Here is a 13,825-nt window from a genome sequence, read left to right on the forward strand (position 1 = left end):
GAGAAAGGATGCAGGTGATCGGGCTCGATGCAATCGCCTCGCTCTCTCCGGCGGGCGACTCCCGCGCGGGAGAAGTGCTGCGCCTGCGTCGCGAGATCAACCGGATGCAACGACGGCGCAGCGAACATGCGCTGCTCCCCCTCGACCCCGCCTTCGCCGCGCTCCTTCCGGAGGAGGGACTGCAGACCGGCACCTCCTACACCGTCTCCCCCTCGCCGAGCCTCGTCCTCGCACTGCTCAGCGCCGCATCGCAGAAGGGGCTGTGGTGCGCCGTGGTGGGCATGCCGACCCTCGGCGTCGAAGCCGCCGCCGCTTTCGGCATCGACCTCGCACGCCTGATCCTCGTCCCCACCCCCGGAGACCGCTGGTTGGCGGCGACCTCCGCCCTGGCCGAGGTCGTGCCCCTGATCGTCGTGGCCCCCGGCGCCCGCGCACGAGACGCGGATGTCGCTCGGCTGAGCGCGCGCCTGCGCGACCGCGGGTGCACGCTCCTGGTCACCGAGTCTCCCGTCACCGAACGCTGGCCGCAGAGCGAGGGGACGATACGCCTGCACGATCCGCACTGGCACGGCCTCGGCGCCGGCTGGGGGCTGCTCTCCGACTGCACGGTGACGGTGACGGCGCAGACGCGGCACAGCCCCCGCCCGTCGAGCGTGCGGGTGCAGCTGCCGGGAGGACACGGGGCCGTCGAGGCCGTCGGGGTCGAGCTCGCTGCACTGCCCGCACGACCGGCGGAGTCCGTCGCCTCACGCGAATCCGCACCACTGGAGCTCCTGCGATGGGCGGAAGCCGGATGAGCAGCCCGCTCCGCGTGCTCGTGCTGTGGTTCCCGGATTGGCCGATGCGGGCCGTCCTCGGCAGCGCGCCCCCGCATCCGCCCACCGCCCTGGTGCAGGCCAACACGATCGTCGCCTGCACCGCCTCCGCCAGAGAGCATGGTGTGCGCACCGGTCAGCGCCGCCGGGTCGCGCAGGGCCACCTCTCCTCGCTGCGTGTGCTCTCCCACGACCCCGATCGAGACGAACGCGCCTTCCTGCCGGTGCTGCACCTGATCGAGAAGCACGCCCCCGGGGTCACGCTGCTGCGCCCCGGGCTCGCGATCCTCCGCGCCAGGGGCATCTCCCGCTATCACGGAGGAGAGGCGGAGGCCGCGGAAGCACTCACCGCCGTCCTGACGGAGGCCGGCTTCCCCGAGGTGCGCGTGGGTGTGGCCGATGGCCCGTTCACGGCCGAGATCGCCGCACGGGGCCCCGTGCCCTGCACGGTCGTGCCGCCAGGGGGCTCACGGGAGTTCCTGGCGCCGTACCCCGTGCAGGTGCTGCGCGACGAGCAGGTCACCGGCCTCCTCGTGCGGCTCGGAGTGCGCACTCTCGGCGAGTTCACCGCCCTCGCACCACTCGATGTGCGCGATCGTTTCGGCGAGCACGGTGCGCGCCTGCAGGCACTCGCCGCCGGCGCCGACTCCCGGCCGCTGACACCGCGCCCTCCCGACCCTGAGCTGGTGCGCAGCATCGAGTTCGACTCCCCGCTGGGCGGAACCGATCAGGTGGCGTTCGCTGTGCGTCAGACGGCGGATGCGGTGCTGCTCGCTCTCGGCGACGCCTCGCTCGTCTGCACGGAGGTGCGGATCGACCTGACCGACGACAACGGGGCGGTCTTCTCGCGGTCCTGGCTGCATCCGACCTGCTTCGACGCCTCCGACCTCGTCGACCGGGTGCGCTGGCAGCTGGAGGCGCTGGCCGCGCAGTCCGCGAAGGATCCGGTCGACGAGGCGCGAGCGTTCGGCGGCATCGTGGCGGTGCGCATCGTCCCGGCCGCCGTCGATGATGCCGCGCACCACCAGCCCGGTCTCTTCGGATCCGGCACCGATGAACGCCTGCACCATGCGGTCTCGCGCGTGCAGACCATGCTCGGTCACCAGGGCGTGGTCACAGCCGCTGTGGCGGGCGGCCGCTGGCTCGCCGATCGCCAGGTGCTCACGCCCTGGGGCGAGCGCACGGTACCCCCGCGCGACCCCGGATCCCCATGGCCGGGCAGCCTTCCCGACCCGCTGCCCGCCGAGGTGTTCCTGCCCCCGCGCCCCATCGGGGTGCTCGCCGCGGATGAGAGCACCATCAGCGTCGATGAGCGCGGGGCTCTCTCGGGCGAGCCCGCCCGCATCGACGGGGCCGCCGTGCAGGCCTGGGCCGGCCCCTGGCCGGTGCATGAGAGGCGCTGGACCTCCGGCGGCGGGAAGCGAGGGCATCGCCTCCAGATCATCGACGCCCACGACCGCGCATGGCTGGTCTTCCACACCGGCGAGCGCTGGTGGGCCGAGGGGAGGTATCGCTGATGGGCTGGCACAATCCGCCCCTGTCCTGGAACGACCTGGAGCGCGCCCTCAGTGGCGAGGAGTCACCCCCGTCGCCTCCTCCCGCCGCCGAGCCCCGGGGGCAGCGGACGGATGCAGGGCCGGTGAGCCATCGCCGCAAGCGCACCCCTCCCGTCGCCGTCCCCCGTCCCGAGAGCGCGGTCCCCTATGCCGAGCTGCACGCTCATTCGTCGTACTCGTTCCTCGACGGTGCCTCCTCCCCCGAAGACCTCCTCGCCGAGGCCGATCGCCTCGGACTGACCGCTCTCGCCCTCACCGATCACGACGGCTTCTACGGCGCCGCGCGCTTCGCCGAGGTGGCTGATCTCATGGAGAGCCCGCTGCAGACGGTGTTCGGGGCAGAGCTGTCGCTCGACCTGCCCGCGCCGCAACGAGGCTCCGCCGACCCCGCCGGCGAGCATCTGCTGGTCCTCGCCCGAGGCATGGAGGGCTATCACCGGCTCTCGGGGGCCATCACCGCGGCACAGCTGCGCGGCGGTGAGAAGGGACGCCCGGTGTACGACCTCGACGATCTCGCCGCGCGTGCAGACGGGCACTGGACGATCCTGACCGGATGCCGCAAAGGTGCCGTGCGCCGCGGGCTCGAGGCGGGAGACGCGCGCGCCCCGTTGCGGTCGCTCGTCGATCTGTTCGGGAGCGACCACGTCGTCGTCGAGCTCTTCGACCATGGTGATCCCCTGGACACCCGTCGCAACGACGCCCTCGCCGAGCTCGCCGGTCGGATGCGGCTGCCGATGGTCGCGACCAACAACGTGCATTACGCCACCCCTGCGCAGGCGTCGCTCGCCGAAGCCGTGGCCGCGGTCCGCGCGGTGCGCAGCATGGACGAGCTCGACGGCTGGCTGCCTGCGCACGGGGGCGCGCATCTGCGCAGCGGTGCCGAGATGTCGGCGCGCTTCTCCCGCCACCCCGGAGCGATCTCGTACGGGCTCGAGCTGGCCGCGGCGTCCGCCTTCCCCCTGCGCCTGGCGCGACCGGCACTGCCTCAGCAGAAGGTGCCGGCGGGGCACACACCCATGACGTGGCTGCGCCACCTGGTCTGGGAGGCCGTGCCGTCGAAGTACCCGCGACTGGACGACGACGGTCGCCACCGGATCGCCCGCGAGCTCGACGTGATCGAGGAGAAGGACTTCCCCGGGTACTTCCTCATCGTGCACGGCATCGTCACCGAGGCGCGCAGACGCGGCATCCTCTGCCAGGGGCGGGGGTCGGCTGCGGCGAGCGCGGTCTGCTACCTGCTGGGGATCACCGCGGTCGACCCGATCCTCTACCGCCTGCCGTTCGAGAGGTTCCTCGCGACCACGCGGACCGAGGAGCCCGACATCGACGTCGACTTCGACTCCGATCGCCGCGAGGAGATCATCCAGTGGGTGTATGCCGAGTACGGCAGGGAACGTGCGGCCCAGGTGGCCAACGTCATCCAGTACCGCCCGAAGAACGCGGTGCGCGACATGGCAAGAGCGCTCGGCCACTCCCCCGGTCAGCAGGACGCCTGGTCCCGTCAGGTCGATGGCTGGGGCGCAGGACTGGAACCCGTCGAGGGGCACGACATCCCCGAGAAGGTGCTCGCCTATGCCGGTGAACTGTTGAAGGCCCCCCGGCATCTCGGCATCCACTCCGGCGGCATGGTGCTCACCGCCCGTCCCGTCGGCGAGGTCGTGCCTGTGGAGCACGCCCGTATGGAGAACCGCACGGTCATCCAGTGGGACAAGGACGACTCGGCCTTCATGGGCCTGGTGAAGTTCGATCTGCTGGGGCTCGGGATGCTCGCCGCCCTTCAGCACTGCTTCGATCTGATCCGGGAGAGCACGGGCGAGGAGTGGACGCTCGAGACCATCCCCAAGGAGGAGCCCGCGGTCTACGACATGCTCTGCCGTGCGGATTCGATCGGGGTCTTCCAGGTGGAGTCGCGCGCGCAGATCGGGCTGCTCCCCCGCCTGCAGCCCCGGGCCTTCTACGACCTCGCCATCCAGATCGCCCTCATCCGCCCTGGCCCCATCCAGGGCGGCGCGGTGCATCCGTTCGTACGGCGGAAGATGGCCAAGGATCGCATCGACGAGGAGAACCGGGAACGGGCGACTCGCGGCGAGGCGCCGGTGGAGTTCGCGATCCCCTACCCGCACAGCGATCTGGAGGACATCCTCAAGCGCACGCTGGGCATTCCGATCTTCCAGGAGCAGCTCATCCAGATGGCGACGGCGATCGGCGATTGCACGGCCGATGAGGCCGACCTGCTGCGTCGTGCCATGGGATCCAAACGCGGCCTGGAGAAGATCGAGAAAGTCAGGGACAAGCTGTACGCGGGGATGGCCAGGCGCGGCCTGGTGGATGAGGCCGCCGATCGCATCTACGCGCAGATCCAGGCGTTCTCCAATTTCGGATTCGCCGAATCGCACTCCCTGTCGTTCGCTCTCCTCGTCTACGCCAGCTCCTGGGTGAAGCTGCACTACCCCGCAGCGTTCCTCGCCGGCCTCCTGCGCTCACAGCCGATGGGCTTCTACTCCGCAGCGACCCTCACCGCGGATGCGCGGCGGCATGGGGTCGAGGTCCGACGTCCCGATCTGCACGTCTCGGGGGCGACGGAGACCCTGGAGCCGCTCGTCGACGGCGCCCCGCGAAGGCCGACGGGTCGGGACGGGTGCACCGCCGACCTGCAGCCGCCCGCGCTCCGCTTCGATCGGGATGCGCCGGACGAATCGGCCGCGCACCGCAGGGACGGGAACTCCGCGGTACGGCTGGGGCTCAGCGGCATCCGTGGGATCGGTGTGCCGATGGCGGAGAGGATCGTCGCCGAACGCGACGCGAACGGCCGGTACCGGGATCTGAACGACCTGGTGCGGCGAACGGATGCCACCGCCGCACACGTGGAGGCTCTGGCCACCGCCGGCGCTTTCGACTGTCTGGGCCTGGAGCGTCGCGAGGCCATCTGGCTGGCCGGTGCGGCGGCAGACGACCGCTCCCGGTTCCTGCCGGGGACGACGGTCGCCGTGCAGCCTCCGCTGTTCGCCGACCAGACCAGCTACGAGCGCCTCTCCGCCGACCTGTGGGCGACCGGTGTGTCGACCGACGATCATCCGATGGCGCACTTCCGCGAACAGCTGCGCGCCCGCGGTGTGCTGACGGCAGTCGACCTGCGCGGGCACGAGGTGGGTCGACGCATCGAGGTCGCCGGTCTCGTCACCCATCGTCAGCGACCGGCGACGGCCGCCGGGATCACCTTCGTGAACCTCGAGGACGAGAGCGGCCTGGTGAACATCGTCTGCTCCGCCGGGGTGTGGAACCGCTACCGCCGCGTCGCCAGGGATTCACCGGCGCTCATCATCCGCGGCATCCTGGAGCGATCCACCGAGGGCGTGATCAACGTGCTCGCCGATGGCTTCGAGGACCTGCGCACCGGTCTCACGCACCACTCCAGGGACTTCCGTTGAGAAGGACCCCCGACTCACCAGAAGCGCTCTGACTCCTCCATCGGAGGACGGTCGACTCCACCCCATCTGTCGGCTTCGGCCTTCGCGGCATCGGCAGCCGCGTCGGCTTCGCGCAGAGCGACCTTGGCGCCGGTCGGACCGGGCCCGAGGGGATCGACGAGCAGCGTGGTGTGCGCGCCTGCGTCCCCCATCGTCACGGTGCACCGCAGGACTCGCCCGATCCAGCGGGAGAAGTCGCCGCTCGGGTCTTCTGCACGTCGGTAGCGGATCCCCGTGTCGAGGTCGACGAGGGTGAGGACCACCGGTTCATCGGTGAGCGGATCGGCCTGCTCCGTCACCTCGATGCGGTGTCCGTGAGCGATGGCGACCTGAGCGGAGAGCACGAGCAGTCTGTCCATGAGTCCACCCTAGGCACGCCCGTCAGGAAGACAACAGGGAGTCCACGCGAGTAACATTCGTAGATTTCTTTGTCCCCCGAATGGCGGACAAGGGGATTAAGCGATATTCTGCTCGGGTAGCGGGGGCTACGAGGCTGATGCACTGGGGAATCAGCCGTGAGCGCAGCGAGATCTTCGCCGCCTCCCCTACCGTCCGGGAAGGGCGGTGAGCCCTCTCGACGACACCGTCTGGGGCGGGTCATCGAGAGGGCCATTCTCCCCGGTGGGCCTGTCGGGCCACGACCCGCCGAGCAGAGCCCCGTCGAGCAGAGCCCTGTCGCGCAGAGTTCCGATTCAGTCGAGCGGGATGACCTCGAGCGTGTTGGACCGCACCGGCTCCTGACCCATCTCGGGAGCGTACGGGCTGGGCGTGTACTTGCGGAGATACTCGGCATCGATCGCGGAGTTGATCGCCTCGTCGGTGATCCGCTCGAAGCGGACGTCCTTGGTGACGCCACCCGCCGATACGCGGCCGCGCAGACTGGCGAGAGCCGGGGCGTACCACTTTCCCTCGAGCCCCGTGTAGGAGCGGACGAAGAGTCGCCCGTCGACGGCGACCGCCCAGATCCCGACCGTCTTCGGCGTCGTCCCGTCTTCGAGCTGCGCGGAGAGATCGAACATCTCCGGCTCGGCGATGCGCGCGAGCTCCTCAGTGTTCCAGGTCGTCATGAGTCCTCCTCGGTCGATACGGCAGAGTGCATGCTACGTCAGATCGCGCCCGGCCTGACGATCGACCGCGGGTGGGGCATCGATGAGACGCATGCGCAGCGAATCGAGGAGAAGACCGACGCCGAGTTCGAACGTGCGATCCGACCGGGCGGTCCCCCGTTCCGCGCCGTCGATGAGGCGACCGAGCGTGCGTGTCGGCCCGCCGGGCTGCCAGACCTCGTCGGGAGATGCGAGATCGAGACCGAATCCGATCGCGAAGGCGTCGATCACCGCGATGACCGAGAGCACCTCGTCATCGGCGAATCCTCCGTCGACGAGCACGGAGGCGAGGTCGTCGTATGCGGCGATGACCGCCGGGTGCGTGATCGTCTTGCCCACGAGCAGCGGCACGAGCTGCGGATGATCCGCGTACATCCGACGCTGGGTGCGCAGCACGGTGAGCACGAACTCCTCCCAGTGCTCCCCCTGCCATTGGATGCGGTAGCCCTCCATGAGCTGTCCGCGCATGAGTTCGAGGATCCCCTCCATGCCGTCGACATGGTTGTAGAGCGACGACGGCCGCACCCCGAGCTCGCGAGCGATGGCGTTGACCCCGAACGGCTCGCCTGCTCTGGCCAGCGCGAGGCCCGCGGAGCCGATGATCTCCGGGGAAAGAAGCGGTGAGGAGGGCCTCGGCATCGGAAGCTCGCTTTCTCCGGATGACCGGATCGTGAAATTCGGGGTTCCGCGGAAACCCTCTCCTGTGCATAATAATGAACACCATTCGTTTACGAACACCATTCGTTTACGACGTCGTGCCCCATCCGATGCACGTCCGCCGACTTCCCCTCCGCGCACAATGCCGTGCCGACTCCCTGGAGCCCCATGACAACTCTCGATCTCCGCACGCGAATCCCCCTCCGATTCCCGACAGCGACGGCGACCTTCGCCGTCGGAATCGCGGGATACCTCGGCGTCAACCTGTCGCCCTACATGATCACCGCCGCGCAGACGGGGCTGGGCCTCGACATCCTCGCCGCCAGCTGGCTCGTCACCGCGACGCTCCTGCTCACGGCGGTGACGGGCTTGGCGATCGCCCCCCTGTGCGCCGGCGTGCATCGCCGGGCCGTCGCACGCGCGGGCCTCGGTCTCGCCGTGGTGGGCTTCACGATCGCGGCCCTCGTGCCCGCCGCCATGCTTCCGGGACTCCTCCTCGGCGGGGCCGGAGCCGGTGGCGCGGTCGCCGCGTCCGGCGCGGCGCTCGCCGCCTTCCGCAACCCGGACAGGGTCGCCGGCTTCAACGGGCTCGCGAACCGCGGCATCATCACGGTGGTACTCGCCGTGATCCCCCTGATCGGCCTCGCTCCGATCGATGTCTTCGGCGCCCTCGCGCTGTTCAACCTGATCGGACTCGTCGCCTCGGCGTGGCTCCCCGCCGCGCCGGTCGTCGCTCCGCAGGCGGGAGCGGCCGTCGCCGAGGCGATGCCGATCGAGATCCCCCCGACCGGGACGATCCGCACCTCTCCCGCCCGTTCGCGCACCGTCACCCTCGCCGGCTTCGGGCTCCTTCTCGTGTTCGCACTCTGGGCGGCCAGCGAGGATTCGCTCTGGGCGATGGCAGGCATCATGGGCGCGGAGCAGGCCGGTTTGACACCCGAGGGACTCGGCATCGCGCTCAGCGGCGCCACGGCCGGCGGACTGCTCGGCTCACTGCTGCTGATGATCGTCGGAGCGCGCTTCGGGCGTGCCGTCCCCCTCGTGATCCTGCTGATCGCCGGCGGCGCACTCAAGATCGTGGAAGGGTTCGTGACCGACCCCACCACCTTCATCGTGGTGTTCATCGTCTGGAACTCCGTGTACGCGATCGCGTTCATGTACTTCGTGTCGACATCGGCGGCGCTCGACGCCGACGGCCGCTGGTCGGGCCCTCTGCTCGCCGTCTACCTCGTCGGTTCGGCACTCACTCCCGTCATCGGCGCCGCGCTCGTCGGCGCTCTCGGATACCAGGGCTTCGCGATCGCTCTCGGCGTCGCGAGTTTCGTCCTGGCCGTGCCCGCCGGGGCGATCGCCCTCGTATCGACGCGTCTGGAACGCATAACCGCACAGGAGATCGACGCATGACCCGCACCCTTTACCGCAACGGCCGCATCTTCACCGGCGACGAGTCGCGCTGGGCGGACTCCCTCGTCGTCGACGGCGAGGAGTTCATCCACGTCGGCACCGAGGACTCCGCGCCGCCCGCCGACGCCGCGGTCGACCTGGGAGGTCGTATCGTCCTTCCCGGCTTCACCGACGCGCACACCCACCTGCTCATGATGGGCGAGGCGCTCGGACAGGTCGGACTCACCGATGCGCACTCGCTCGAAGAGATCCAGCACCGACTGCTCGCCGCGCGACGCACAGCGCCCGGCGTGCTGCGCGGACGCGGCTGGCTGTTCGACGCGATCCCCGGGGGTGAGCCGACCGCGGCCATGATCGATGAGGTCGTCGCCGACATCCCGGTCTACCTCGATGCGAACGACTACCACTCCTGCTGGGTGAACACGGCGGCCCTCGCCGAGCTGGGGATCACACGCGACACCCCCGACCCGATCGGTGGACGCATCGCGCGCGACGCGCTCGGCGAGCCGACGGGGATGCTGTACGAGACGGCCGCGCAGCTGCACGCGTGGGCTCATCGTGACGCGACCACGACCGATGCCCAGCGGGACGCGGCGGTCGAGCGGGTCGTGTCCGCCTATCTCGCCGCCGGTGTGACCGGCGCTGTGGACATGGCCTTCGACGAGCTCGGGCTCGCCGCGCTCGGTCGAGCGGCCGAGCGCGATCGGCTCCCGCTGCGCATCGCCGCGCACTGGTTCGTCGCGAACACCGGAGACGACGCCGCGAACCTCGCACAGGTCAGACAGGCATCAGCCCACGCTTCGGGAACGACGGCGGGGGTACGGGTGCTCGGGATCAAGCTCGTGCTCGACGGCACGATCGACGCGTGCACGGCGGCCATGGGCGCCCCCTATGCCGATGGCACCAACGCCGAGCCGATCTGGCCCGCCGAACGACTGCTGCCGGTCGTCGCGGCGGCCGATGCCGCGGGACTGCAGATCGCGATGCACGCGATCGGCGACGCGGCGAGCGCGCTCGCCCTCGATGCGATCGAGCATGCCATCTCCGTGAACGGCGAGCGCGCGCGCCGTCACCGGATCGAGCACCTCGAGTTCGCGGCGGCAGGGACGGCGGAGCGGATGGCGCGGCTGGGGGTGACGGCATCCATGCAACCCGTGCACGCCGACCCCGCGATCTTCGCCAACTGGGCGGCACAGGTCGGCGACGAGCGCGCTGACCGCGCCTTCGCCTGGTCGGAATACGAGGAAGCCGGTGCGCTCCTCGCCTTCTCGACCGATGCACCGACAGCGCCGCACGAGGCCCTCGCCAACATGTACGTCGCGGCCACCCGTGCCTCGGCTCTGGCTCCGGGTACACCGGCGGTTCACCCGGAACAGGCCCTCCCGCTCGAGCGAGCCATCGCGCACGCCACTCGGGATGCGGCGGCGTCGATCGGCGATGGGAGCTGGCGCGGTCGCATCGCGGTCGGCCACGCGGCAGACTTCGCCGTTCTCGACGTCGACCCGTTCGCGGCGGATCCGGCGACCCTGCTCACGACGCGAGTGGTCCGGACCGTGATCGCGGGCCGGACGGTGCACGAGGCCTAGTGCTCGGCAGCCCCTCACACTCCGGCGGCGCGTTACGCCAGCGCGTCACGCAGGGCGAGGAGATGAGCGCGGCTGCGCGCTGATGCGGCTGATTCATCACGGTCGGCGATCGCTTCCACCTGCTCGGCATGGGCGTCGTGGTCGGCATCGTCGCCGAACTCGCGACGGAGGCGGAGCATCTCGATCATGGACTCGCGCAGCCGGGGGGTGAAGCTGTCGAACAGATCGAGGAGTACCGGGTTGTGCGAGGCGGCGACGATCGTCCGATGAAACGCGGTGTCGGCATCGACATGGCTTTCGATGTCGGACCGCTGCGCTCCACGATCGGCGAGGGCGCGACGGATGCCGTGCAGGTCTGCGGGGGTACGTCGCACGGCGGCGAGCGCCGCGGCTTCGGTCTCGATCGCGATACGCGCCTCGATCACGGCGGCGATGCCGGCCTTGCGCAGAACTGCGTCCCAGTCTTCCGGGGCGTCGAGCGCCGTCACGAACACGCCAGCACCCTGTCGCGAGGCCAGCACCCCGCGCCCGGCGAGCTGGCGGATCGCCTCGCGCACGGTGGAGCGGCCGACGCCGAGCTGCGGGGCGAGCGTCGTCTCGCCAGGGAGCTTCTCTCCCAATGCCCATTCCCCGGCGCGGACGCGCTCCAGCAGAAGCTCCGCAGCCTGGTCCGCCAAGGGTGCACGTCTGACCTGTGCCATGCGTCGACTCCGCTCTCTCCACCTCAGATCATCTCATCCGACTAAATTTGTCTACTTGTCTGAGGAGTTGTGTTACAGTCTAGCCATGTTCTCGTCAGAGCACCTTCTTCTTCGCCGCCACGGCGGGGCGTAGCCGGACCGGCTCCCCGTCGTGGGGTCGAACGTGTGCCGGTCGCAACTCCCGACGAAGGACCCGCACCGCCATGACCACGACATCGTTCCCCCGCATCTGCACCCCCACGGGCTCCGTTCCCCTCCAGGCTCCCTCCTGGAACCGGCAACGGCACTCCTCGATGCCGTCGCACCGCTATCGCGACGTCCACTCCCGGGTGGAGGTGCCCCAGACCGAGCGGGACTGGCCCGCGAATCGGCTGACCGCAGCTCCCCTGTGGGTGCCAGTCGATCTGCGCGACGGCAACCAGGCGCTCGCCGAGCCGATGGACCCTGCACGCAAGCGTCGCTTCTTCGAGCTGATGGTGACGATGGGCTACAAGGAGATCGAAGTCGGATACCCCTCGGCATCGCAGACCGACTACGACTTCGTCCGGCTGATCGCCGAGGGCGACATCGCCCCCGATGACGTCACGGTCGTGGTGTTCACTCCCGCGCGCCGGGACCTCATCGAACGCACCGTCGCGTCCATCCAGGGCATCGCCAATCCCGTCGTGATCCACATGTACACCGCGACCGCACCGACCTGGCGCAGCGTAGTGCTCGGCCGCGAGCGCGAAGACCTGAAGCAGCTGATCCTGGCAGGCGGACGCGATGTGTGGGAGCTCGCCGGAGACATGCCGAACGTGCGATTCGAGTTCTCCCCCGAGGTGTTCAACCTGACCGAGCCCGACTACGTGATCGAGATCTGCGACGCGATGACCGACCTCTGGCACGCCACGCCGGAGCGTCCGGTGATCCTCAACCTCCCGGCGACGGTCGAGGTCGCCACCCCGAATGTGTACGCCGACCAGATCGAGTACATGCACAAGAACCTCGCGCGCCGCGATGCCGTGATCCTCTCGGTGCACCCCCACAACGACCGCGGCACCGGCATCGCGTGCGCCGAGCTCGCGGTGCTGGCCGGAGCACAGCGGGTCGAAGGCTGCATCTTCGGCAACGGCGAGCGCACCGGCAACGTCGACATCGCCACTCTGGCCCTGAACCTGCATGCGCAGGGTGTGGATCCGATGATCGACTTCTCCGACATCGACGAGATCCGCCGCACGGTGGAGCACTGCAACCGGATCGAGGTGCATGCCCGTCACCCGTACGTCGGCGATCTGGTGCACACGGCGTTCAGCGGCACCCACCAGGACGCGATCAAGAAGGGCTTCGCCGAACACCGCACCCGCGCGGCAGCCGAGGGACGCGAGGAGAGCGAGATCGAGTGGCGGGTCCCCTACCTGCCGATCGACCCCGCCGACATCGGCCGTGACTACGACGCGGTGATCCGCGTGAACTCGCAGTCGGGCAAGGGCGGCATCGCCTACCTGTTGGAGACCGAGTTCGGGATCGAACTGCCTCGTCGGCTGCAGATCGACTTCGCCCGACATGTGCAGCAGCACACGGACACGACCGGCACGGAGGTCACGGCGACAGAACTGTGGAGAGTGTTCGAAGAGGCCTACCTCCGCGCTGATGTCGACGCCGGCATCGCGATCACCTCGTACGATACCGCCGAAACCGACGGGGATTCCCGCACGCGGATCACCCTGCGCATCGACGGGCGCGAGCACACGACCACTCATCGGGGCGGCGGTCCGGTCGAGGCGCTCACCGCGGCGCTCGACGCTCAGAGCATCTGGATCGACGTCGTCAGCCTGCACCAGACCAGCGTGGGATCCGGCGCCGACAGCGAGGCGCTGACCCTCCTCGAACACCGCACTGCCGACGGTGGCGCCTGGTCGGCGGGACGGGACCGGTCGGTCCTCTCCTCGACTTTGTCCGCGGTGATCGCGGCCGCCAACCGCATCAGGGCGGACCAGACGGCCTGACGCGTCGCGCCCGGCTCAGTGCACGAGGGCCTTGAGGACCACGAACACGAGCCCGAAAGACGCCGTGCCCAGCGCGCCGAGAATGCGCGTGAGGAAGGGGCTGCCCCGACGGAGGAAGGCCACGTAGCCGAGGAAGGCGAGGATGACGACGCCCGACCAGAGGGCGAGATCGTTCGCGAGCCCATCGGGCATGGCGCGGGTCGTGCCGGCCAGGAGGAACACCGCCGGCACCGTGGCGGAGCTGAGCATGCCCAGGGAGTGCTTCACCGAGGCCGCGAACGCCGCGCGCACGCCCACGGTCTCGCCCTGTTCGCGCTCGTCCCGATCGCTGACCCTGGCCACGGTGCCGGCATAGACATGTGCGCCCCAGAACACCAGCACGGTGACGGCGACGGTCACGAGCACCACCAGTGATGTCTCCCCGTGCGCCGAGGACACCGCCACCAGACCGCTCACGAGAATCGTGCCGTAGACGGCCGCCTCCGTGCCGAATCCCGACCGCAGTGCCTGATGCACCCGGAGGATCCCGTCGTCCGCAGCCGTTC

The 13,825-nt window shown here is 69.8% G+C and carries 11 protein-coding genes; 6 read left to right on the plus strand and 5 right to left on the minus strand.

Translation table 11 applies throughout. From position 1 onward, the window contains the following. The first annotated feature begins 8 nt into the window (after nucleotides 1–8). The 3 genes from imuA' to F6W70_RS10515 are packed head-to-tail and all read left to right on the plus strand — an operon-like array spanning nucleotide 9 to nucleotide 5,799. Nucleotides 9–797: a DnaE2-dependent mutagenesis accessory factor ImuA' gene (imuA', locus tag F6W70_RS10505; protein ID WP_151486560.1), complete on the plus strand. Its 789-nt coding sequence runs from the start codon at nucleotides 9–11 to the stop codon at nucleotides 795–797. Then, on the plus strand, nucleotides 794–2,332 hold the full coding sequence (locus F6W70_RS10510; protein ID WP_055867266.1) for a DNA polymerase Y family protein: 1,539 nt from the start codon (nucleotides 794–796) through the stop codon (nucleotides 2,330–2,332). Before imuA' ends, F6W70_RS10510 begins: the two co-directional genes overlap by 4 nt. Then, the gene (locus tag F6W70_RS10515; protein ID WP_151486561.1) at nucleotides 2,332–5,799 is read left to right on the plus strand and encodes an error-prone DNA polymerase; all 3,468 of its coding nucleotides are present in this window, start codon (nucleotides 2,332–2,334) and stop codon (nucleotides 5,797–5,799) included. The genes F6W70_RS10510 and F6W70_RS10515 overlap by 1 nt, the downstream gene beginning before the upstream one ends. Nucleotides 5,800–5,813: 14 nt before the next feature. Here the strand turns inward: F6W70_RS10515 and F6W70_RS10520 are convergent, their stop codons facing one another. From F6W70_RS10520 to F6W70_RS17800, 3 genes are all read right to left on the minus strand, one after another. Further along, a complete protein-coding gene (locus tag F6W70_RS10520; RefSeq protein WP_055867259.1) occupies nucleotides 5,814–6,197 on the minus strand; it encodes a hypothetical protein in 384 nt (127 codons plus the stop codon). 333 nt (nucleotides 6,198–6,530) lie between these two features. After that, the gene (locus F6W70_RS10525) at nucleotides 6,531–6,905 is read right to left on the minus strand and encodes a DUF2255 family protein (protein ID WP_055867256.1); all 375 of its coding nucleotides are present in this window, start codon (nucleotides 6,903–6,905) and stop codon (nucleotides 6,531–6,533) included. 33 nt (nucleotides 6,906–6,938) lie between these two features. Further along, nucleotides 6,939–7,583, minus strand: a complete 645-nt coding sequence (locus F6W70_RS17800) for a TetR/AcrR family transcriptional regulator C-terminal domain-containing protein (protein ID WP_170287878.1) — start codon at nucleotides 7,581–7,583, stop codon at nucleotides 6,939–6,941. Nucleotides 7,584–7,769: 186 nt separating this feature from the next. Between F6W70_RS17800 and F6W70_RS10535 the strand changes: the two genes are divergently transcribed. Then, nucleotides 7,770–9,005, plus strand: a complete 1,236-nt coding sequence (locus F6W70_RS10535; protein ID WP_170287879.1) for an MFS transporter — start codon at nucleotides 7,770–7,772, stop codon at nucleotides 9,003–9,005. After that, nucleotides 9,002–10,591 (plus strand): amidohydrolase, encoded by a 1,590-nt coding sequence (locus F6W70_RS10540; RefSeq protein ID WP_151486564.1) that lies wholly within the window; start codon nucleotides 9,002–9,004, stop codon nucleotides 10,589–10,591. Before F6W70_RS10535 ends, F6W70_RS10540 begins: the two co-directional genes overlap by 4 nt. 32 nt (nucleotides 10,592–10,623) lie before the next feature. Here F6W70_RS10540 and F6W70_RS10545 read toward each other — a convergent pair whose 3' ends face one another. Further along, nucleotides 10,624–11,292: a FadR/GntR family transcriptional regulator gene (locus tag F6W70_RS10545; protein ID WP_151486565.1), complete on the minus strand. Its 669-nt coding sequence runs from the start codon at nucleotides 11,290–11,292 to the stop codon at nucleotides 10,624–10,626. Between the two features lie 203 nt (nucleotides 11,293–11,495). Here F6W70_RS10545 and F6W70_RS10550 point away from each other — a divergent pair, with 203 nt between their 5' ends. After that, complete coding sequence (locus F6W70_RS10550; protein WP_151486566.1) at nucleotides 11,496–13,280, plus strand: 2-isopropylmalate synthase; 1,785 nt, start codon at nucleotides 11,496–11,498, stop codon at nucleotides 13,278–13,280. A 15-nt stretch (nucleotides 13,281–13,295) separates the two neighbouring features. Here F6W70_RS10550 and F6W70_RS10555 read toward each other — a convergent pair whose 3' ends face one another. Continuing rightward, entirely contained in the window at nucleotides 13,296–13,796 is a 501-nt protein-coding gene (locus tag F6W70_RS10555; RefSeq protein WP_055867236.1) for a hypothetical protein, read from the minus strand. Nucleotides 13,797–13,825: the final 29 nt, after the last annotated feature.

Source organism: Microbacterium maritypicum (genome assembly GCF_008868125.1).
GTDB lineage: Bacteria > Actinomycetota > Actinomycetes > Actinomycetales > Microbacteriaceae > Microbacterium > Microbacterium maritypicum.